This window comes from Pseudomonas asiatica, from assembly GCF_040214835.1.
Taxonomy (GTDB): Bacteria; Pseudomonadota; Gammaproteobacteria; order Pseudomonadales; family Pseudomonadaceae; genus Aquipseudomonas; species Aquipseudomonas putida_Z.
The window spans coordinates 5,017,585-5,040,734 of the sequence record NZ_CP157874.1; the positions used below are offsets into that span (position 1 = coordinate 5,017,585).

The 23,150-nt window shown below is 60.8% G+C and carries 11 protein-coding genes and 3 rRNA genes; all 14 read right to left on the reverse strand.

Annotated features, from left to right (window positions below; translation table 11 throughout):
- Positions 1-159: 159 nt before the first annotated feature.
- Complete coding sequence (recD, locus tag ABNP31_RS22430; protein WP_238066940.1) at positions 160-2,235, reverse strand: exodeoxyribonuclease V subunit alpha; 2,076 nt, start codon at positions 2,233-2,235, stop codon at positions 160-162.
- Positions 2,232-5,909, reverse strand: coding sequence for an exodeoxyribonuclease V subunit beta (recB, locus tag ABNP31_RS22435; protein ID WP_238066941.1), 3,678 nt, complete (start codon positions 5,907-5,909; stop codon positions 2,232-2,234). Before recB ends, recD begins: the two co-directional genes overlap by 4 nt.
- Positions 5,906-9,388: an exodeoxyribonuclease V subunit gamma gene (recC, locus tag ABNP31_RS22440; protein ID WP_350012777.1), complete on the reverse strand. Its 3,483-nt coding sequence runs from the start codon at positions 9,386-9,388 to the stop codon at positions 5,906-5,908. Before recC ends, recB begins: the two co-directional genes overlap by 4 nt.
- 306 nt (positions 9,389-9,694) lie before the next feature.
- Positions 9,695-9,810, reverse strand: a 5S ribosomal RNA gene (gene rrf, locus ABNP31_RS22445).
- A gap of 136 nt (positions 9,811-9,946) precedes the next feature.
- A 23S ribosomal RNA gene (locus ABNP31_RS22450) occupies positions 9,947-12,838 on the reverse strand.
- A gap of 315 nt (positions 12,839-13,153) precedes the next feature.
- Positions 13,154-14,690 (reverse strand): 16S ribosomal RNA (locus ABNP31_RS22455).
- The 16S, 23S and 5S rRNA genes sit together here, the layout of an rRNA operon.
- A 900-nt stretch (positions 14,691-15,590) precedes the next feature.
- Positions 15,591-16,202 carry a protein-methionine-sulfoxide reductase heme-binding subunit MsrQ gene (gene msrQ, locus ABNP31_RS22460; RefSeq protein WP_350012778.1) on the reverse strand — a complete coding sequence of 204 codons (612 nt, stop codon included), beginning with the start codon at positions 16,200-16,202 and terminating at the stop codon, positions 15,591-15,593.
- Positions 16,202-17,215: a protein-methionine-sulfoxide reductase catalytic subunit MsrP gene (gene msrP / locus ABNP31_RS22465; protein ID WP_350012779.1), complete on the reverse strand. Its 1,014-nt coding sequence runs from the start codon at positions 17,213-17,215 to the stop codon at positions 16,202-16,204. Before msrP ends, msrQ begins: the two co-directional genes overlap by 1 nt.
- Before the next feature lie 79 nt (positions 17,216-17,294).
- On the reverse strand, positions 17,295-18,146 hold the full coding sequence (gene pssA, locus ABNP31_RS22470) for a CDP-diacylglycerol--serine O-phosphatidyltransferase (RefSeq protein WP_003250045.1): 852 nt from the start codon (positions 18,144-18,146) through the stop codon (positions 17,295-17,297).
- Positions 18,147-18,296: 150 nt separating this feature from the next.
- The gene (ilvC, locus tag ABNP31_RS22475) at positions 18,297-19,313 is read right to left on the reverse strand and encodes a ketol-acid reductoisomerase (protein WP_013974255.1); all 1,017 of its coding nucleotides are present in this window, start codon (positions 19,311-19,313) and stop codon (positions 18,297-18,299) included.
- A 55-nt stretch (positions 19,314-19,368) separates the two neighbouring features.
- Positions 19,369-19,860 (reverse strand): acetolactate synthase small subunit, encoded by a 492-nt coding sequence (gene ilvN / locus ABNP31_RS22480; protein ID WP_003250040.1) that lies wholly within the window; start codon positions 19,858-19,860, stop codon positions 19,369-19,371.
- A gap of 1 nt (position 19,861) precedes the next feature.
- A complete protein-coding gene (locus tag ABNP31_RS22485; RefSeq protein ID WP_015271834.1) occupies positions 19,862-21,586 on the reverse strand; it encodes an acetolactate synthase 3 large subunit in 1,725 nt (574 codons plus the stop codon).
- 408 nt (positions 21,587-21,994) lie between these two features.
- The gene (locus tag ABNP31_RS22490; RefSeq protein ID WP_031324603.1) at positions 21,995-22,327 is read right to left on the reverse strand and encodes a YqcC family protein; all 333 of its coding nucleotides are present in this window, start codon (positions 22,325-22,327) and stop codon (positions 21,995-21,997) included.
- On the reverse strand, positions 22,327-23,145 hold the full coding sequence (locus ABNP31_RS22495) for a tetratricopeptide repeat protein (protein ID WP_085663625.1): 819 nt from the start codon (positions 23,143-23,145) through the stop codon (positions 22,327-22,329). Before ABNP31_RS22495 ends, ABNP31_RS22490 begins: the two co-directional genes overlap by 1 nt.
- Between the last annotated feature and the right edge of the window lie 5 nt (positions 23,146-23,150).

Here is a 23,150-nt window from a genome sequence, read left to right on the forward strand (position 1 = left end):
ACATGGCCGCATGCTTGTATGAAAGCCGCTGATCCAATGCGATCCTTGTGGGAGCGGGCGTGCCCGCGAAGCAGGCACCACGGTGGCTGGCACGGGCTGCGCCCGTGTTCGCGGGCACGCCCGCTCCCACAGGGGATCTCCCATTGGCTCACTACAGGGTCAGACCTGCTCCAGCATCAACCCGGAAATTCGCCGTACCTTGCGCGCCACCGCCTCTTCGAAAATACCCTGGCGGGGCTCGACCAGGCTGAAGCAGTGCTTGGCGCGAGTGATGCCGGTGTATACCAGCTCCTTGGTCAGCACCGGGTTGAGCGCATCCGGCAGCACCAGCGCGGTGTGGCTGAACTCCGAGCCCTGGGACTTGTGCACGGTCATGGCGAATACCGTTTCCACTTCGTTCAGCCGGCTGGGCAGGACGAAGCGTACGCCGCCGCTGCCGTCGTTACGCGGGAAGGCCACGCGCAACAGGGGTTCGCCGCGCTCGTCCGGCAGGCGCAGGGCAATGCCGATGTCACCGTTCATCAGGCCCAGGCCGTAATCGTTGCGGGTTACCAGCACCGGGCGCCCTTCGTACCAAGGCTGCTGGCTGTCGATCAGCCCGGCATTGTGCAGTACCCGCGCCACCCGCTCGTTGAGGCCTTCGACACCCCAGGCGCCGCGGCGTACCGCACACAGCAGCTGGAAGTCTTCGAAGCTGTGCAGCACCTTGCCCGCCCATTGCTCCCACGCGGGGTCGTCAACGGCGGTATCGAGTGCCGGGCGAAAACGGCCAAGGGTACGCAGGTAGCTGCGATAACCCTGCGGGCCGTCGCTGCCGCGGTTCAGGCCGTCGAGCAGCAGGCGGTCGAAGGCGCGGTCCTGTTCGTGCTTCAGGGCCAGGCTGTACACATCGGGCGGCGGCGTGGCCAGCAGGTTGCGCGCCGCATGGGCGTCCTGGCGGTTGACCAGCCGGGCCAGCTGGCCAATGCCGCTGCCTTCGCCGAAACGCCGCGAGAAGCGCAGCATTACCACCTGCTGGGCCAACGGGTTACGTTGCTCATCGCCGGCCTTGAGGCCGCTGCCCGCCAGCGACTCGCCACCGGTCTGCTCCAGCCATGCCTCGGTCGCCGGTGAGTAACAGCCCTCCTCGGCATCCCGGCACAGGTCACCCAGTACCGCACCGGCTTCGACCGAGGCCAGCTGGTCCTTGTCGCCCAGCAGTACCAGACGTGCCCGTGGCGGCAGGGCATCGAGCAGGTTGGCCATCATTTCCAGGTCGATCATCGACGCTTCGTCGACCACCAGCACATCCAACGGCAGCGGGTTGCCGGCATGGTGGCGGAAGTGCCGCGAACCGGGGCGGCTGCCGAGCAGGCGGTGCACGGTGCTGACCTCGGTGGGGATCTGCCCGCGCACCTCGGTGCTGACCTGCAGGCGCTCGACCTGTTGGCCAATGGATTCGGTCAGGCGCGCGGCCGCCTTGCCTGTCGGCGCGGCCAGGCGAATGCGCAATGGCCTGCCCTGCTCTACCGCCGGCGCCTGCAGCAAGGCCAGCAGGCGCACCACGGTAGTCGTCTTACCTGTGCCGGGGCCCCCGGTGATGATGCTGAAGCCTGCGCGGGTGGCCAGGGCGCAGGCGAGCTTCTGCCAGTCCACCTGGCCTGCCGGCGCACCACCGTCGAACAGTTGCGCCAGACGGCCAGGCAGGTCGGCCGGAGGCGCTTCGGCCTGGGTCAGGCGCTGGCGAAGGGTATGGTCGATGCGCCGCTCGTAACTCCAGTAACGGCGCAAGTACAAACGCTCGCCGCTGAGCACCAGAGGCCGCGCTTGCTGGCCCGGGGTATCCCCGGCGGCCACCAGGGGGCTGGCAGTAATGCGCTGGCGCCAGGCGTGCAGGTCGAGGTTGGCCAGCAACTGCGAGGGCAGCAGCAAGGGGCCGGTCAAGGCGTCGCCTTCAGGCGGCAACGACAGGGCAAAATCGGGCTCGGCCAGGGTTTGCTGCAGGTCGAGGCAGACATGGCCGTGGCCCAGTTGGTGGCTGGCCAGGGCGGCGGCCAGCAACAGCAGGGGGTCGCTACCGGGGGCTCGCTCCTCCAGGAACGATACGAACGCACGGTCCAGGGCACGCAGCCAACCCCGCTCTACCCAGCGGTCGAGCAGTTGCAGCAGGTCACCGCTGTCATGCTGCGGCGCCAGTGCGAGCAGATGCTCGGCGTGCAGCGGGGTGGGCAACAGGTCGACGAGGCTTCGGCTCATATCACGGCTCCGGCAAACAGGTCCTGCTGTACGGGCGGATGCTCACCACGGAACAGCGCATCGAGGCTTTCGATCAGCTCACGCGGTGGCTTGGCGTGGTAAACGCCGTGGCCGCTGCTGCTGGCACCTCGCAGGAAGATGAACAGGGCGCCGCCGACATGGCGGTCGTAGTCGTAGTCAGGCAGGCGGGCGCGCAACTGGCGATGCAGGGCCAGCAGGTACAGCACGTACTGCAGGTCGTAGCGATGCTCGAGGATGGCCTTTTCCATGGCCTGGGCATCGTAGGCCTGGATATCCGGGCCCAGCCAGTTGGACTTGTAGTCGGTCACGTAGTAACGCCCGTCCAGCTCGAAGGCCAGGTCGATGAAACCTTTGAACATGCCATTGAGCACGGTCGGCTGCGCCGCCGGGCGTGCCAGGCCGGGGTGGGTGTGGCGTGCCACCAGGCGGTCGAGTTGTTCGGCATCGACCTGGTGGCTGGCGAACCAGAACTCCATTTCGATCTGGTAGTGGCGCAGCTGCCCGAGCGTCACACCGAGGTCGTTGCCCGGCAACGGCAGCGCTTCGCCCAGCAGGCGCTGCAGCCAGTGCGTCAGGGTGGGGATCCAGCCGGTCCAGTCGCGACGGTTGCAGCGCTGGCCAACGGTTCGCTCGATCAGCCGTGCATTGCCGCTGACCTGGCTGAAGCCCTCGCGGCCAACCCATTCCAGCAAGCCATGCAGGAAGGTGCCGGGGTTAGGCCCGCGCGGGAAGCGGTGAATATCGCCACTGTCGGCCGGGACCTCGCGCAGCACCTGGGTATCGACCACTTCATCATCCAGTAACTGCTGGGCCTGGGAGCTGTCGGCACCGAGGGTCTGGTCGCCGACGCGCAGGGCACTGTACGAGGCAATCCACCAATGCTCGGCGCCCGCTGCGCGGCGCGGTTTGCGGGCAGGTAGCAGCTCATGCTCGGCGTGCGGCATGCGATACACCTGCTCATCTGCCGGCGGCAGGCTCGGGCAAGAGATGTGCGGGCAGGTCTTGGCCAAGGCCTGCAACCAGTCCGTCAGTTGCTGCGAGCCCGGCAGGGCGAGGCCGCCACCCAGCAGGTAGCCGAACGCCGAGCGGTGCAGTTGCGAGCTCTTCTGGTTGCCCCGCTTGAGGTCGGCGACACCCAGCCAGCAGGCATGCTGGGCGCGGGTCAGGGCCACATAGAGCAGGCGCAGGTCTTCGGCCAGGCGCTCGTCGTCGGCGCGCTCGATCTGTTCCTGGTCTGGTGTGAGGGTGAGATGGGCGTTGCCCTGGCTATCATGCCAGGCCAGCGGCAGGCGGCTGCCGTCCACCGGTTTGCTGGTGCAGATGAACGGCAGGTAGACCAAGGGGTATTCCAGGCCCTTGGATTTGTGGATGGTCACCACTTTCACCAACTGCTCGTCACTCTCCAGGCGCAGGATCTGCTCTTCACCAGCCTGGCCGGAACTGGCCAGGTGCTCGGCCAGGTGGCGGATCAGCGCCTGCTCGCCGTCCAGTTCGCCGGCGGCCTGTTGCAGCAGCTCGGCCAGGTGCAGCAGGTTGGTCAGCACCCGCTCGCCATCGCTGCGGCGGATCAGCGTGCGCGGCAGCTGGAAGTCATGCAGCAGGTGCCGCAGCATCGGCAACACGCCCTGGCGCTGCCAGGTGTCGCGGTAACGGCGAAAACGCATGACCCAGTCTTCCCAGACCCGCTCGTCCTGGTTCAGGCGGTCCAGCGCAGCCAGCGACAGATCGAGGGTAAGGCTGGCCAGGGCGGCCTTGAGCAGGCGCTCCGAGTCGGGTTCGGCGCAGGCCTTTAGCCAGGCCAACAGGTCGTGGGCTTCCTGGGCAGCGAATACCGAGTCCTTGTCGGACAGGTACACACTACGCACCTCGCGCGCGGCAAGCTCGGCGCGGACCATCTGCGCTTCATGGCCATCGCGCACCAGGATGGCGATGTCCGATGGCAGGCACGGGCGCAGTTCGCCCTCGGCATTCTGGAAACCAGCCGTGCCTTGCTGGCCGCCATTGAGCAAGGCGACGATATGGCTGGCGCAACTTGCTGCCAGCTGCTGCCGGTAAACGCTGCCGGAGACCGGCTCTTCGCTTTCCAGATGCCAGCATTGAAGGGCTGCGCAGGCTTCACCGTCGATCAACAGCTGCTCGCCACGGCCTTTGGCGCGGACCTCGATGAACGGCAGCGGGTTGTCATCAGCCTCGCGGAACAGGAATGCGCCACGCCCTGCCTCACGCGCCTCGGCCTGCAGGAACACCTGGTTGACCGCCGCGACCATGGCCTTGCTGGAGCGGTAGTTGGTGTCCAGGCTGTGCAGGCGCCCACTCGTGGCACGGCGGGCGGCGAGGTAGGTGTAGATGTCGGCGCCACGGAAGGCATAGATAGCCTGCTTGGGGTCGCCGATCATGAACAGGCCGGTTTCGGCGCGGTTTTCGCTGATCTGGTAGATGCGCTCGAAGATGCCGTACTGCACCGGGTCGGTGTCCTGGAACTCGTCGATCAACGCCACCGGGAACTGTTCGCGGATCAGGCTGGCCAAGCGCTCGCCGGCCTCGCTGGCAAGGGCGTGCTGCAGGCGCAGGAGCATGTCGTCGAAGCCCATTTCCGCACGCCGACGCTTCTCCACTTCGAAGCGTGCCGATACCCAGTTGGCGGCATGCTCGAGCAATGGGGCATCCGGGCTGTCCAGGGCTTGGAGCTGTTGCTGCAAGCTCTGCATGGCATTGAGGGCCGGGTGCTCGGGTGGCTCGCCCTTCCAGGCTTCGGCCATGCCCGCCGGGGTCAGGCGGGTAAAGCCGGTGCCCAGGTCGAGCTCCACCAGTTGTTCGTCTGCCGCCCAGGAACAGAGCTTGTCGAACCAGGGTTCGAAGTAACGGGCCTGCATCTTGCGGCCATCGACCTGTTTGGCGGCCAGTGCATCACGGCAGATCTGGCGCAACTCCTCGGCCCATTGCGCCCAAGGCGCCTTGAGCCGGGCCAACTGCTCGCCACGCTGCTGCAGCGATGCCTGGATCAGTGCCGACGGCTCGGGCCCGTCGTGCTGGGCGCGCACGCGACCGAACAGCGGCCGGATCCGGGGCAGCAAGGCGTCGGGGCTGCCCCAATGGCCACGCACCCAGGCCAGCGCGTCGCCTTGCATGCCGTAGCAGAAGCGCCGCCAGTAGTCGCGCATGACCTGGCCCAGCAGTTCGCTGTGGTCGGTTTCCAGGGTCTGGGTGAACAGGCTGCCGCTGTCGAAGGCATGTTCGCGCAGCATGCGCTGGCACCAACCGTGGATGGTCGATACCGCGGCCTCGTCCATCCACTGCACGGCGATTTCCAGGCGCCCGGCACAGCGTGGCCAGGCTTCTTCCGGATAGTCGTCACGCAGCTGGTGCAGCAGCGGGTCGGCCGCCTCCAGCTCGCCACGGAAGAACCGCGCAGCTTCGGCCAGGCGGGCGCGGATACGTTCGCGCAGCTCTTTGGTGGCGGCGTCGGTGAAGGTCACCACGAGGATCTGCGGTGGTAGCAGCTCGCGGTCGAAGCCCTGCTCGCCACCGTGACCGAGGATCAAGCGCAGGTACAGCGCCGAAATGGTGAAGGTCTTGCCCGTGCCGGCGCTTGCCTCGATCAGCTGGCTGCCATGCAGGGGGAAACTCAGTGCCAGGGGACGGTCCTGGGTCATGCGCCTTTCTCCGGGTTGCCCAGGGTCTGCCACGGGGCGTTGAACAATGGGCGGTACAAGGCTTCGCACCAGCCTTCGAAGGTTTCATCGGCGGTGAGCGCGGCAAAGTCGCGGAACTGCCGGGCCAGGGCGATGCTTTCACTGCGCTCGCCGAAGCTGGTGCGCTCGTCGCCTTCGTAGGCGCGGGCAGCAGCAGCCAGGGCTTTGTCGCTATCGTCCTGGGCCAGCCAGGCGAACGCGGTCTTGGCCGCGACCGGCAACGGCGCATTCATCGCCGCCTGGCGGGCTACCAGCAAGTCGCCCAGCAATTGCGCCGCCTGCTCTTGCGGCAGTGGCGCAAGCAGCAGGGTCAGGTCGCTGGCCACCAGCGCGCTGTTATAGGGGTAGCCCGCCGCGCAGGCCGCCAGGTGCGTGACCCAGGGCGCGATCAGGCGGTGCCACTTGAGGGCGTTACGCCCGGCACTGATGGTGTTGGGTACGGTGGTGATGCTGAGCAGGCTCTGGTCATCCGCCTGGAACACCCGCCCCAGCCAGCCTTCGAGGCGATGCTGGCCGTGCTCGAAATGCACTGGCAATGCCCCCTCGACCAGCTGCGGCCAGCGTTGCAATAGCTGGCGGTGGCGTTGCAGCAGGTCTGGCAGGGGCTCGATCAGCTCGCGCTGCAGTAGTTCGCCGAAGCCGGCCAGTGGCAGCACGCCACAGGCCTGCAAGCGCCGGGCCTGGGCCTGCAGGGCCTGTTCGGCATTGTCCGGCTCGGCCAGCGCTGCACCCAGCAGGCTTTCACTGGCGCCGTAACGTTGCAGGGTGTCGAGGACGAAGGGTTCCTCGTCCGGGGTCGGTGCTTCCAGCGCTTCGAAGTACACCTTCAGACGCTGGCTGAAGAAATGCCGCACCGGGTGGCGCAGGAAGTCATTCAGCTGGGTCAGGCTCAAGGCCTCATCGTCATGGTATGGCGGCAGGCCGGGGTCAGCCTGCTGGTCCTCCTGGCCCTGCTGGTGCAACACCTGCCATTCGTGGGCAAAGCTGAACAGCGGGCTGCCCTTCTGGAAGTAGCGTGGGCTGAACGGTTGCAGCGGGTGCTCCTGGGTCAGTGCGTGCAGCAGTTGCTCGCCCGGTTCTGCTGGCTGCCCCTGCTCCGCGCCTGCCAGCTGCCAGCCGGCTGCAAGGTGATCGCGCAACTGGCCGATCAGTACCGAGGCCGGGCGTTCGCTGTTATCGCGGATGCTGCGCCCGACCCAGCTGACATACAGCTGGTCGCGGGCCGACAACAATGCTTCCAGCAGCAGGTAGCGGTCATCCTCACGGCGCGAGCGGTCACCGGGGCGGTAGTCGCTGGCCATCAGGTCGAAGTCCAGCGGCTGCTGGGCGCGGGGGTAATCGCCATCGTTCATGCCCAGCAGGCAGACCACCCGGAACGGGATGGCGCGCATCGGCATGAGGGTACAGAAGTTCACCGAGCCGGCGAGGAAGCGCTGGGACAACTTGCCCTGGTCGAGGCCCGACAGCCAGGCTTCGCGCACTACGGTCAGCGGCAATGGGTCTTGCAGGCCGACTGCTTCGCACACTTCAAGCCAGCTATCGCGCAGATCCTGCAACTGCATCAGCAGGAACTCGTCGTGCTCGCCCTCGGCCAGGAAAAACACTTGCAGCAAGGCATGCAGGCGCTCGCCCCACTGGCTGACAGTGGCAGGCTCGGACAGGGCCTGGCCGGCCACTTCGAGGGCGTCCAGCAAGGCGACCAGCGGGCCGATCAGTGCCGCATCCAGGCCACCGATTTCATCGTAGGGTTCGATGCCGTCACAGGCCTCACCCACGCCGACGGCATAACCCAGCAGCATGCGCCGCAGGCCGAACCGCCAGCTGTTCTGTTCCAGCCCGGCGGGCAAGCCCAGGCTGGCCCGCTGCTCGGCATTGAGGCCCCAGCGGATGCCAGCCCCCTCGATCCAGCGGTGCAGCGTGGGCAGGTCGTTTTCGCGTATGCCGAAACGGGCGCGGACTGCCGGCACATCCAGCAGGTCGAGCACTTCGCTGACCGCGAAGCGGCTGTCCGGTAGCTTCAGCAGGTGTTCGAGGGCAATCAGCAAGGGTTCGCGGCCACGCTGGCCCTGGTCGGTCAGGGTGAACGGGATGTAGCGCGGATCGTTGCGCTGCAACTGGCCGAATACCGCGCGAATATGCGGCGCATAGGTATCGATGGCCGGCAGCATGACGATCACGTCACGTGGGCGCAGGGTTGGGTCGGCGTTGAACCGGGCCAGTAACTGATCGTGAAGGATCTCCACTTCACGTTGCGGGCTGTGGGCGATGTGGAAGCGAATCGAGCGGTCCTTCGCCGGGTCGACTGGATGCCACTGCTCGCGGGTTTCGGCGAGCGGACGCAGTTCGAGGATGTCGTCCTGCAACTGATTGAGCAGCGTGGTGGGCGAGCCGTCACTGAACAGGTCGATGCGACCGTCGCTGAACACGCCCTGGTAACTGCCAGGGTCATCGTAGCTGTCGAGCAAGTTGATGTAGTCGCGGCCTTGTTTGCCCCAGGCGGCCAGCAAAGGGTGGGCATGCTGGTGCAGCGACTGGTCGTCCAGTTGCAAGGGCATGCCCTGCTTGCGTTGCTGGCGCTTGTACTGGTGGCGCAGCAGGTCCTTGTCGGCAACGATATCGGCCCAGTGGTGGCGGCAGGGGTTGTGCACGCACAGCAGCACCTGGCTGAAGCGTGCCAGGCCGGCCAGTGCCTCGAGGGCCTGGGCTGGCAGCGAGGAGATACCGAATACGATCACCCGGGCCGGCAGACCGGCAGGAGCCTGCTCCAGGCTGTTGATACGTTCGATGAAGCGTTGATGTACGCCGGCACGGCTCTGCGCCATGCCCTGCTCGCCAACATCCTCCAGCAATGCACGCCACAACTCGGCCTGCCAGCGGTTGCCCGGGGGCAGCGCCTTGCGCTCACCGCGAGCGGTGTTGAGGATGTGCTCGCCAGCGGCCCAGTCCTTGAGCCAGTCGGCGCGGTAGACCTGATACTGGTCGAACAGGTCGGCCAGGCGCTCGGCGAGCTGATAGCGCTTGCGCAGGTCGCTGTCGTCGGTGAGGAAGCGTCGCAACGGCTCGAAATGTGGGCGTTCGATCAAGGCCGGGAGCAGACGCATCAGACGCCAGGTCAGCGGTGCCTTGTCGAGCAGGGAGACCTCGGGAATTTCGTCACGGCCCAGCACGCTGCGGTACAGCTGCCACATGAAGCTGCCTGGCAGTTGCACGTCGATGGCGGCGGCGATGCCACAACCACCCTGGTCATCGTCCTGAGGGTCTTCGGCAAGCGCCAGTTTGAGCCATTGGGCGATGCCATTGCTTTGCACCAGGGCGATTTCGTTTTCCAGAGGTGCCAAGGGATAGCGACGCATCCAGCTCACCACCAGGCTGCGCAGGTCGTCGAGGCGGTTGCCGTGGACGATCATGAAGCCGGGGTGGAGGTGAGTGGTAGTGGGCATCGGGAGGTCTCTGGCTGGCGCTGGGGATGAGGGGAAACGATATCACGTAGGTACCATACGGAGAGTATGGCGCAGTGCCATTAGCCGATTGACAAGGCATCGGTGGAACCCTGTTAGCGGCCTTGCGCCGTCTCTGTGGGAGCGGCTTTAGCCACGAAGCAAGCGACGCGGTGGATGGCACCGGCTATGCCGGTGTTCGCGGGTGAACCCGCTCCCACAGAGGAGGGTTGTGCAGGCCTGGGATTTTTTTTGCCAGAAAGACAAAACCCCTACCTGCATGCGCAGATAGGGGTTTTGCGAAATGAATCTTGACGATGACCTACTCTCACATGGGGAAACCCCACACTACCATCGGCGATGCATCGTTTCACTGCTGAGTTCGGGATGGGATCAGGTGGTTCCAATGCTCTATGGTCGTCAAGAAATTCTGTTGCCAGAATGTCCAGATGGACAGCCCAGCGAATTCGGATATGCGATATTTGTGATGTTGCGAACTTTCGGTTATTTCGTCTTCACCACCACAATTTGGCTTTCGTGCGCAAATTGCTTGGGTGTTATATGGTCAAGCCTCACGGGCAATTAGTATTGGTTAGCTCAACGCCTCACAGCGCTTACACACCCAACCTATCAACGTCGTAGTCTTCGACGGCCCTTCAGGGGATTCAAGATCCCAGTGAGATCTCATCTTGAGGCAAGTTTCCCGCTTAGATGCTTTCAGCGGTTATCTCTTCCGAACATAGCTACCCGGCAATGCCACTGGCGTGACAACCGGAACACCAGAGGTTCGTCCACTCCGGTCCTCTCGTACTAGGAGCAGCCCCTCTCAAATCTCAAACGTCCACGGCAGATAGGGACCGAACTGTCTCACGACGTTCTAAACCCAGCTCGCGTACCACTTTAAATGGCGAACAGCCATACCCTTGGGACCGGCTTCAGCCCCAGGATGTGATGAGCCGACATCGAGGTGCCAAACACCGCCGTCGATATGAACTCTTGGGCGGTATCAGCCTGTTATCCCCGGAGTACCTTTTATCCGTTGAGCGATGGCCCTTCCATACAGAACCACCGGATCACTAAGACCTACTTTCGTACCTGCTCGACGTGTTTGTCTCGCAGTCAAGCGCGCTTTTGCCTTTATACTCTACGACCGATTTCCGACCGGTCTGAGCGCACCTTCGTACTCCTCCGTTACTCTTTGGGAGGAGACCGCCCCAGTCAAACTACCCACCATACACTGTCCTCGATCCGGATAACGGACCTGAGTTAGAACCTCAAAGTTGCCAGGGTGGTATTTCAAGGATGGCTCCATGAGAACTGGCGTCCCCACTTCAAAGCCTCCCACCTATCCTACACAAGCAAATTCAAAGTCCAGTGCAAAGCTATAGTAAAGGTTCACGGGGTCTTTCCGTCTAGCCGCGGATACACTGCATCTTCACAGCGATTTCAATTTCACTGAGTCTCGGGTGGAGACAGCGCCGCCATCGTTACGCCATTCGTGCAGGTCGGAACTTACCCGACAAGGAATTTCGCTACCTTAGGACCGTTATAGTTACGGCCGCCGTTTACCGGGGCTTCGATCAAGAGCTTCGCTTGCGCTAACCCCATCAATTAACCTTCCGGCACCGGGCAGGCGTCACACCCTATACGTCCACTTTCGTGTTTGCAGAGTGCTGTGTTTTTAATAAACAGTCGCAGCGGCCTGGTATCTTCGACCGGCATGGGCTTACGGAGCAAGTCCTTCACCCTCGCCGGCGCACCTTCTCCCGAAGTTACGGTGCCATTTTGCCTAGTTCCTTCACCCGAGTTCTCTCAAGCGCCTTGGTATTCTCTACCTAACCACCTGTGTCGGTTTGGGGTACGGTTCCCAGTTATCTGAAGCTTAGGAGCTTTTCTTGGAAGCATGGTATCAACCACTTCGTCGCCTGAAGGCAACTCGTCATCAGCTCTCGGCCTTGAAATCCCGGATTTGCCTAAGATTTCAGCCTACCACCTTAAACCTGGACAACCAACGCCAGGCTGGCCTAACCTTCTCCGTCCCTCCATCGCAATAACTGGAAGTACAGGAATATTAACCTGTTTTCCATCGACTACGCTTTTCAGCCTCGCCTTAGGGACCGACTAACCCTGCGTCGATTAACGTTGCGCAGGAAACCTTGGTCTTTCGGCGTGCGAGTTTTTCACTCGCATTGTCGTTACTCATGTCAGCATTCGCACTTCTGATACCTCCAGCAAGCTTCTCAACTCACCTTCACAGGCTTACAGAACGCTCCTCTACCGCGTCATCAAAGATGACACCCGTAGCTTCGGTGCATGGTTTGAGCCCCGTTACATCTTCCGCGCAGGCCGACTCGACTAGTGAGCTATTACGCTTTCTTTAAAGGGTGGCTGCTTCTAAGCCAACCTCCTAGCTGTCTAAGCCTTCCCACATCGTTTCCCACTTAACCATGACTTTGGGACCTTAGCTGACGGTCTGGGTTGTTTCCCTTTTCACGACGGACGTTAGCACCCGCCGTGTGTCTCCCATGCTCGGCACTTCCAGGTATTCGGAGTTTGCATCGGTTTGGTAAGTCGGGATGACCCCCTAGCCGAAACAGTGCTCTACCCCCTGGAGTGATACATGAGGCGCTACCTAAATAGCTTTCGAGGAGAACCAGCTATCTCCGAGCTTGATTAGCCTTTCACTCCGATCCACAGGTCATCCGCTAACTTTTCAACGGTAGTCGGTTCGGTCCTCCAGTCAGTGTTACCTAACCTTCAACCTGCCCATGGATAGATCGCCCGGTTTCGGGTCTATACCCAGCGACTAAACGCCCTATTAAGACTCGCTTTCGCTACGCCTCCCCTATTCGGTTAAGCTCGCCACTGAATATAAGTCGCTGACCCATTATACAAAAGGTACGCAGTCACCTAACAAAGTAGGCTCCCACTGCTTGTACGCATACGGTTTCAGGTTCTATTTCACTCCCCTCTCCGGGGTTCTTTTCGCCTTTCCCTCACGGTACTGGTTCACTATCGGTCAGTCAGTAGTATTTAGCCTTGGAGGATGGTCCCCCCATATTCAGACAAAGTTTCTCGTGCTCCGTCCTACTCGATTTCATTGACAAGAGATTTTCGTGTACGGGGCTATCACCCACTATGGCCGCACTTTCCAGAGCGTTCCACTAATCTCAAATCAACTTAAGGGCTGGTCCCCGTTCGCTCGCCACTACTAAGGGAATCTCGGTTGATTTCTTTTCCTCAGGGTACTTAGATGTTTCAGTTCCCCTGGTTCGCCTCTTGCACCTATGTATTCAGTACAAGATACTCAGCTTATGCTGAGTGGGTTCCCCCATTCAGAGATCTCTGGATCACAGTCTGTTTGCCGACTCCCCAAAGCTTATCGCAGGCTACCACGTCTTTCATCGCCTCTGACTGCCAAGGCATCCACCGTATGCGCTTCTTCACTTGACCATATAACCCCAAGCAATCTGGTTATACTGTGAAGACGACATTCGCCGAAAATTCGCATGTTGCTCTTTCGAGCAGAACTCACAAATTTTACCTTAGCCTGATTTCCAGCAGTGAAACTGGTCATCAGTCTATATCTATCACATATCCGAATTTTTAAAGAACGATCTGACAAAAGCCAGAAATCAACATTCGAAGCGAATGCTCATTTCCGAGTTCTGATCAGGAACAACATTCGACCCATGCAGGGCCTGATCGCCTTCAACCATGAATCAAGCAATTCGTGTGGGAGCTCATCAGCAGGCTGATGTCGTCGATTAAGGAGGTGATCCAGCCGCAGGTTCCCCTACGGCTACCTTGTTACGACTTCACCCCAGTCATGAATCACACCGTGGTAACCGTCCCCCCGAAGGTTAGACTAGCTACTTCTGGTGCAACCCACTCCCATGGTGTGACGGGCGGTGTGTACAAGGCCCGGGAACGTATTCACCGCGACATTCTGATTCGCGATTACTAGCGATTCCGACTTCACGCAGTCGAGTTGCAGACTGCGATCCGGACTACGATCGGTTTTGTGAGATTAGCTCCACCTCGCGGCTTGGCAACCCTCTGTACCGACCATTGTAGCACGTGTGTAGCCCAGGCCGTAAGGGCCATGATGACTTGACGTCATCCCCACCTTCCTCCGGTTTGTCACCGGCAGTCTCCTTAGAGTGCCCACCATGACGTGCTGGTAACTAAGGACAAGGGTTGCGCTCGTTACGGGACTTAACCCAACATCTCACGACACGAGCTGACGACAGCCATGCAGCACCTGTGTCAGAGTTCCCGAAGGCACCAATCCATCTCTGGAAAGTTCTCTGCATGTCAAGGCCTGGTAAGGTTCTTCGCGTTGCTTCGAATTAAACCACATGCTCCACCGCTTGTGCGGGCCCCCGTCAATTCATTTGAGTTTTAACCTTGCGGCCGTACTCCCCAGGCGGTCAACTTAATGCGTTAGCTGCGCCACTAAAATCTCAAGGATTCCAACGGCTAGTTGACATCGTTTACGGCGTGGACTACCAGGGTATCTAATCCTGTTTGCTCCCCACGCTTTCGCACCTCAGTGTCAGTATCAGTCCAGGTGGTCGCCTTCGCCACTGGTGTTCCTTCCTATATCTACGCATTTCACCGCTACACAGGAAATTCCACCACCCTCTACCGTACTCTAGCTCGCCAGTTTTGGATGCAGTTCCCAGGTTGAGCCCGGGGCTTTCACATCCAACTTAACGAACCACCTACGCGCGCTTTACGCCCAGTAATTCCGATTAACGCTTGCACCCTCTGTATTACCGCGGCTGCTGGCACAGAGTTAGCCGGTGCTTATTCTGTCGGTAACGTCAAAACAGCAAGGTATTAACTTACTGCCCTTCCTCCCAACTTAAAGTGCTTTACAATCCGAAGACCTTCTTCACACACGCGGCATGGCTGGATCAGGCTTTCGCCCATTGTCCAATATTCCCCACTGCTGCCTCCCGTAGGAGTCTGGACCGTGTCTCAGTTCCAGTGTGACTGATCATCCTCTCAGACCAGTTACGGATCGTCGCCTTGGTGAGCCATTACCCCACCAACTAGCTAATCCGACCTAGGCTCATCTGATAGCGCAAGGCCCGAAGGTCCCCTGCTTTCTCCCGTAGGACGTATGCGGTATTAGCGTTCCTTTCGAAACGTTGTCCCCCACTACCAGGCAGATTCCTAGGCATTACTCACCCGTCCGCCGCTGAATCAAGGAGCAAGCTCCCGTCATCCGCTCGACTTGCATGTGTTAGGCCTGCCGCCAGCGTTCAATCTGAGCCATGATCAAACTCTTCAGTTCAATACTGCTTGGGTTTTTAAGAAACCCTAAACTTGGCTCAGCAATCTCAAATGACTATGTGATTTCTCGCATGGCCACTTGTGATGCTGATAATCTTTGTGACTATCAGTCCGTACTCACAAGCACCCACACGAATTGCTTGATTCGATTTGTTAAAGAGCGTTTGGTTAAGAGCTTTTCGTCTCAACCGAGGCGCGCATTCTACGCTTTCCTCATTTGCTGTCAAGCGTTTATTTTGAAGTTTTTTGCGAGAAACTCGTTTAGCTTCAAACACTTGACTCGCTGCGATCTCTCGTAGCGGGAGGCGAATCATACAGCGTTTAGAAGCGCTGTCAACCATCATCTCAACCGCTGCCGATCATTCGATCGTAGCCATTCCAACTTCGCCTCAACTATCTAACTCATTGAATCTCAAGGAGTTTGTCGTTCCGTTGTCGCTGGAAGTGGGGCGCATTATAAGGGGATTCGAGAGGGCGTCAACCTTTAATTTCATTTATTTGAAATATTCCAGGCGAAGACCTTATCAAGGCCACCAGGTGCTCGCCGCAACACCTTCTGCGCCTATGAGATCGAGCGCCGCCCGCGCGGCGCTTCGCGGGGCAAGCCCGCTCCCACATTTGTTGCAACGTGGCCATGCCTGTGAGGGCATGGTTGTCAGCCTTGTTGGCATTGCTGGATCTCGTGGGCATTGATGCCGCCCCACCTGCTTCAAGACGAGCACGAAGGCGGGCAACCATGGCCCGACAGGTTCGGCACGTTGCAACAAATGTGGGAGCGGGCTTGCCCCGCGAAGCGCCGCGCGGGCGGCGCTCGATCTCACAGGCGCCAGAAACCCCAAGACAGACACATCTCAAAGCCAATGCCATCCCAAGACAGGCCCCTGGCAGCCCCACCCAACCCTCAAACCGCCCTCCCCTGCCTCCGACCAGCCCTGGGCAGCACCCGCGAAACCGCGGGAACCCGCAACACCATCAACACAGCCCCAATAACCGCATAGATCGCCCACTCCCGCAGATCCGAGCGCACGATCCACAAGAAATGCAGCAACCCCAACCCAAGTATCACGTACACCAACCGGTGCAGCTTCTTCCAACGCGCACCCAACCGTCGCTGGCTATACCGATTCGAGGTAACCGCCAGGGCCAGCAGCCCAAGAAACCCAAGCGCACCCACAATAATGTAAGGCCGCTTGCGCAACTCAACCGCCAACTGCCCCCAGTCCAGCCCAAGGATAAAGAACAGGTAAGCCAGGATGTGCAGCACGATATAGGCAAACACCCATAACCCCAGCTGCCGGCGCACCACGATCCAGCCCGACCATCCCGTCAGCTTCTGCAGCGGCGTCATGCCCAAGGTAACCAGCAGGAAGGTCAGCGCCCCGAGCCCAAGCCGGTCCATCATGATCTTTCCAGGGTCAGGCCCTAGCAGATTCATCGCCGCCTCATACAACCACCAGACCGGGAACAGGCACCCCACGATGAAGATGGCCAGACGAAACCAGGGGTAACGCATCAATAGTTCTTCCGCAGGTCAAGCCCGGTATACAGCGACGCCACTTCATCGGAATAGCCATTGAACATCTGGGTTTCCCGCACATTGGGACTGAACAGCCCGCTGGGCAGCCGCCGTTCACGCGCCTGGCTCCAGCGGGGGTGGTCGACCATCGGGTTCACATTGGCATAGAACCCATATTCATCCGGCGCCAGCCCTTCCCAGGTGGTGCCCGGTTGCTCGGCCACCAGGCTGATACGCACGATCGACTTGATGCTCTTGAAGCCATACTTCCACGGCACCACCAGCCGCAACGGCGCGCCATTCTGGTTGGGCAGCTCCCGGCCATACATGCCGACCGCCAGGATCGCCAAAGGATGCATCGCCTCATCCAGACGCAAGCCTTCTCTATAAGGCCAGTCGATCAAGGCGAACCCCGAACGCTGCCCCGGCATGTGCTCCGGGTCTTTCAGGGTTTCGAAGCGCACATAGCGCGCCTTGGACGTCGGCTCGACCTGCTTGAGCACCTGCGCCAACGGGAAGCCCAGCCACGGAATGACCATCGACCACGCCTCCACGCAACGCAGCCGGTAGATGCGCTCCTCAAGCTGGTACGGTTTGACGAAGTCTTCCAGTGCATAGCGCCCGGGCTTGCCCACTTCGCCATCGACCACAACGCTCCACGGTTCGGTTTTCAGGCTGTCGCCATTGGCCGCCGGGTCACCCTTGTCGGGCCCGAACTCGTAGAAGTTGTTGTAGTGGGTGGCATCCTTGAACGGCGTGATTGCCTCACCCTTTACCGTTACTGCCTGCCATCGAGTGGCCGCGAGCTTTTCACTGAACCAGCCAGGCGCCCTGCCCGCCTCGACATCGGCGTAACGGCTGGCTTCAGCCGCGCGCGCCATGCTCGGCAAGGCACCCAGGGCCAGGCCGGCCAACGAGCCACCCAGCAGGGTACGACGGGAGAGGTAGATGCCTTCGGGGGTGATCTCCGACGCCTTGCACTCGGAAGACCTGGGAAGCTTGATGAGCATGAGCGGCTCCACAGCACTGGATAACGGATGTACCAGTAAGACTATGGAGCCGGCGGGTTATTCCTGCATTAAATGATTGTCACGCTTTGCGACGGCGTGCCTTGAGCAGGAACTGGATCGGCCCCGAAGCCGCATAGGCGAGGAAGATCAGCAGCAAGATACGCGGCGGGTCGCTGAACACCACGGCAAACACCAGCACCACGGCCAGGATAGCCACGAACGGCACACGTCCCTTGAGGTCCAGCTCCTTGAAGCTGTTGTACTTGATGTTGCTGACCATCAGCATGCCGGCAGCAGCCACCAGCAGCGCCACCAGGAACGACAGCTTGGAGCCCTGGATGCCGTAGTCGCTGAACGCCCACACGGTACCCGCGACCACGCCCGCGGCAGCCGGGCTGGCCAGGCCGATGAAGTAGCGCTTGTCGGCGGTGCCGACCTGGGTATTGAAGCGTGCCAGGCGCAGTGCTGCACCGGCCACATAGATGAAGGCGACCATCCAGCCGACCTTGCCCATGTCGCCCAGCGCCCAGCCAAAGGCCAGCAAGGCCGGAGCCACACCGAAGGCGACCATGTCCGACAGCGAGTCGTACTCGGCACCAAAGGCGCTCTGGGTGTTGGTCATGCGCGCGACACGGCCATCGAGGCCGTCGAGCACCATGGCCACGAAGATGGCGATGGCAGCGAAGGCAAAGTACTTGCTCGCCTCGCGCGGGTCACCGGCGCTCAGGGCGCTCTGCGCGCTCATCGAGCTGATGATGGAATAGAAACCGGCAAACAGGTTGGCGGTGGTAAACAGGTTGGGCAGCAGGTAGATGCCGCGATGGCGCACCTTGCGCCCTTCGGCGTCATGCCCTTCTTCAACGTGCTCATCGACAGGTAGCAGGCTTTCGGCGTCGGAGGGCTTGTTCGGCTCTTCGGGACGTTCGCTCATGGAGGGTACCTTGCAACAGGATGGAAAATGTTCGACACGGGCCTGCAAAACAGGTTCTGACGGCAGGCCACTGGTCTGCTTTATACCAGAAGCTGACTGTCAGAACGAAAAAACGCGGCCGAAGCCGCGTTTTTCATCTTTCGATAAGACTTAGTTCTTGGTCTTGTCGACGATTTTGTTAGCCGAGATCCACGGCATCATCGAGCGCAGTTGCTCGCCGATGATTTCGATGCCGTGAGCGGCGTTGTTGCGGCGCTTGGCGGTCATCGATGGGTAGTTGGTAGCACCTTCGGAGATGAACATCTTCGCGTACTCGCCGTCCTGGATGCGCTTCAGGGCGTTGCGCATGGCCTTGCGGGATTCTTCGTTGATGACTTCCGGACCGGTTACGTACTCACCGTACTCGGCGTTGTTGGAGATCGAGTAGTTCATGTTGGCGATGCCGCCTTCGTACATGAGGTCAACGATCAGCTTCAGTTCGTGCAGGCACTCGAAGTAGGCCATTTCCGGCGCGTAGCCAGCTTCGACCAGGGTTTCGAAACCGGCCTTGACCAGCTCTACGGTACCGCCGCACAGAACAGCCTGCTCACCGAACAGGTCGGTTTCGGTCTCGTCCTTGAAGGTGGTTTCGATGATGCCGGTACGGCCGCCGCCTACGCCCGAAGCGTACGACAGGGCAACATTCTTGGCGTTGCCGGAGGCGTCCTGGTAGATGGCGATCAGGTCAGGGATACCGCCGCCCTTGACGAACTCGGAGCGAACGGTGTGGCCCGGGGCCTTCGGCGCGATCATGATCACGTCGAGGTCGGCACGTGGAACAACCTGGTTGTAGTGGATCGAGAAGCCATGGGAGAAGGCCAGGGTAGCGCCCTTCTTGATGTTCGGCTCGATTTCCTGCTTGTACAGTTGGCCCTGGAACTCGTCCGGGGTCAGGATCATGACCAGGTCGGCAGCAGCGACGGCAGAGGCAACGTCGGTCACTTTCAGGCCATGGGCTTCTGCCTTGGCAACGGTGGCCGAACCTTTACGCAGACCGATGGTGACATCTACACCGGAGTCCTTCAGGTTGCACGCCTGAGCGTGGCCCTGGGAACCGTAACCGATGATGGCGACTTTCTTACCCTGGATGATGGAAAGGTCGCAGTCTTTATCGTAGAAAACTTTCATGAAAATACCCCTGGTTATATCTCGGCCCCTGCGGAGCCATCGCTAATTTTTGAATTTAGATGCTGAGCACTTTGTCGCCACGGGCAATGCCGGTAACGCCGCTGCGCACGGTTTCGAGAATCGATGCAGTGCCGATCGCCTGGATGAAGCTGTCCAGTTTGTCGCTGGTGCCGCTCAGCTGCACGGTGTACACGCTGGCGGTCACATCGACGATCTGGCCACGGAAGATATCCGTGGTGCGCTTGATCTCGGCGCGCTGGGCACCGGTGGCCTTGACCTTGACCAGCATCAGTTCACGCTCGATGTGAGCGCTTTCCGACAGGTCGACGAGCTTGACCACTTCGACCAGCTTGTTCAGGTTCTTGGTGATCTGTTCGATCACTTCGTCATGGCCAACGGTGGTCAGCGTCAGACGCGACAGGGTCGGGTCTTCGGTCGGCGCCACGGTCAGGCTTTCAATGTTGTAGTTACGCTGGGAGAACAGGCCGACCACGCGGGACAACGCACCTGGTTCGTTTTCCAGCAGCAGGGAGATGATGTGCCGCATATCAGGTACGCTCCGTCTTGCTCAGCCACATGTCACGCATCGAGCCATCCTTGATCTGCATCGGATAGACGTGCTCACTGCGGTCAACTGCGATGTCGATGAACACCAGGCGGTCCTTCATCGCAAACGCTTCTTCCAGCTTCGGCTTGAGGTCCTTCAGGCTGGTGATGCGGATACCCACATGGCCATAGGCCTCGGCCAGCTTGATGAAGTCAGGCAGCGACTCGACGTACGAGTGCGAGTGACGACCGTTGTAGGCCATGTCCTGCCACTGGCGGACCATGCCCAACACACCGTTGTTCAGGTTGACGATCTTCACCGGCAGGCCGTACTGCATGCAGGTGGACAGCTCCTGGATGTTCATCTGGATGCTGCCTTCGCCGGTCACGCAGGCCACGTCCTGGTCCGGGAAGTTGAGCTTGACGCCCATCGCCGCCGGGAAGCCGAAGCCCATGGTGCCCAGGCCACCGGAGTTGATCCAGCGGTTCGGCTTGTTGAAGCGGTAGTACTGCGCCGCGAACATCTGGTGCTGGCCCACGTCGGAGGTGACGAAGGCATCGCCATTGGTCACTTCGCACAGGGTCTCGATGACTTTCTGCGGTTTGATGACATTGCCGTCACCCTTGTCGTAAGGGAACAGCTCGCCATTGCCACGCCATTCGTCGATCTGCTTCCACCAGGCATCCAGCGCCGCCTTGTCAGGCTGCTCGCCGATTTCCTTGAGGATGCCGAGCATTTCGCTGAGCACGCTGTCGACCGGGCCGACGATCGGCACGTCGGCCTTGATCATCTTGGAGATCGACGCCGGGTCGATGTCGATATGGATGATCTTGGCGTTCGGGCAGAACTTGGCCGGGCCGTTGACCACGCGGTCGTCAAAACGGGCACCGACGGCGAAGATGACGTCGGCATGGTGCATGGCCATGTTGGCAGTGAAGCTGCCGTGCATGCCGAGCATGCCGAGGAACTGACGGTCGGTACCCGGGAAGCCACCCAGACCCATCAGGGTATTGGTGACCGGCAGGTTCAGCGACTTGGCGATTTCGGTCAGGGCTTCGGAGCCACCACCGAGGATCACGCCGCCACCGGAGTAGACGATCGGGCGCTTGGCCGCCAGCAGCATCTCGGCAGCCTTGCGGATCTGGCCGGAGTGGCCGCGTACCGCCGGGCTGTAGGAGCGCAGCTTGACCTTTTTCGGGTAGACGTATTCGAACTTCTCGGCCGGGTTGGTCATATCTTTTGGAATGTCGACCACGACCGGACCTGGGCGACCGGATTGCGCCAGGTAGAATGCTTTTTTCAGAACTTCGGGGATTTCGCTGGCATGTTTGATCATGAAGCTGTGCTTCACGATCGGCCGCGAAATACCGATCATGTCGGTTTCCTGGAAGGCATCGGTACCCACCATGGTGCTAGGCACCTGGCCGGACAGGATGACCATCGGAATCGAGTCCATGTAGGCGGTGGCAATACCGGTAATGGCATTGGTCGCGCCCGGGCCGGAGGTTACCAGCACCACGCCGGCCTTGCCGGTGGCGCGGGCGTAACCGTCCGCCATATGGGTAGCTGCCTGCTCATGACGAACCAGGATGTGCTCGACTTCCGGTTCCTTGAACAGCGCGTCGTAAACATGCAGGAGAGCACCACCAGGGTACCCGTAGATGTGCTTAACGCCTTCGTCACGCAAAAAGCGGACGACCATCTCAGCGCCAGATAAAAGCTCCACGTTGTTCACCTCTAAAACGCCAGAATACCGCCCTCACTGGACGGGTCTTAATAGGTTTACTGCCAAGCAGAGCATGAGCGAACGTCAGCACTGACTGAGCAAGTATTGGGAGCGCCCCAGAGTGTTGCGGGGTTTTCCCACCCAGCGCGAGGTAACGCGTTGCGGGGTGTAACAGGTCGGCGCGGGTGTGCGCCTCATGATCTGCTTAGCGGGTCTGCTTCTGGCAGTCCCTCTACAGCGGAGATTGGATTCTTCTGATTCGGCGCCAACAAGTCAAGAAAAATTATTGCCAATTTTTCCCCAAGATGAATTCCTGCCACCACTAAAAATCGCTTCAGCAGCAGAATAAATAAGATTTCCACAAAAAAGGGCCACAATCTGCGGCCCTTGAAGGAAAAACTGAAGAAATCAGGCGGAAGGAGCAATCAATTGGTCAAATGCTGCCAACAGGCGGCGTAGCTCACGACTTTGCTCTGGCCGGTCGGTAAACACGGTTTCGGCCATGACCAGGATGCCGGAGGCGTTGGGCAACGGGTGGCCCAGTTCGATGATGATCTTCATGCGCGGCAGGAAGATCCATTGCAGCCACTGCTCGAAACTGAGGGTATCGACAGCGAAAGGCACCGTACTGGCCAGTGCCTCGTCGCTTGGCGGCTCGTCATCCCACCAGCCTTGCACCTGCAACTCTCGTTCGATCAGCAGCAGGTGGTCGGCAACATCCAGAATGCGCTGCTCGATCATCACGAATTGACCCGTGCCTTTTGCCGGGCCAGTGCGGCACCAGCGCTGTCACCCTGCTTCTCGCGGGCCTGGGCGATGGTGTTCCACAGCTCGGCCTGCAGGCTCGGGCGGCCGTTGGCGTAAGTCAAAGCACGACGCGCCAACTGCTCGGCCTGCGGTGCATCACCTTGCGACAGGCGTACCTGGGCCAGACGGTACAGTACCTGCGGCTCGCGCGGGGCAATGCGCTGAGCACGCTCCAGGCTCGATGCGGCACCGTTGAAGTCACCGCTGCCCTGCTGGGTCTTCGCGGTGGTCAGCAGCGCCAGCACCGGGCCGTCCAGCTGCTCGTCGGCCGACAGGCCACCGGTAGCAGCACCGCTACGCGGAATACCGGTTGGCGCGCTGGTGCTTTGCGGGGCGCTGTTCATCGCCGCGATGTCGAAGGGTTCGTCGGCGATCGGGTTGGGATTGGTGGTCATTGGTGCCGAACTGACCGGCCCAGTGGTAATTGGGCCTGGGGTGATCGGCCCCGGGGTAATCGGCGAGGTGCTGATTGGCGCCGCGCCATTGGCCGCCGGGAACGTCTGGATGCCCGAAGCGCCAGCGCCCTGCGGGATCATCACGGTCACGCCGGAGTCTTCAGGCAGCGTTTGAGCCTGCGCGGTACCCGCGTTATAGCCACCCGCAGAGCGATTGGCCGTCACGCGTTCGCTGTTGGACACCCGGGTGCTCGAGTCGACCACCGGAATATTGCCGCGCGGGACGCTGGCGCACCCCTGGAGCACAGCCAGCGCCGTCACGGCAGGAAACAGCCACTTGTTCACGTCACACCTCATCAATG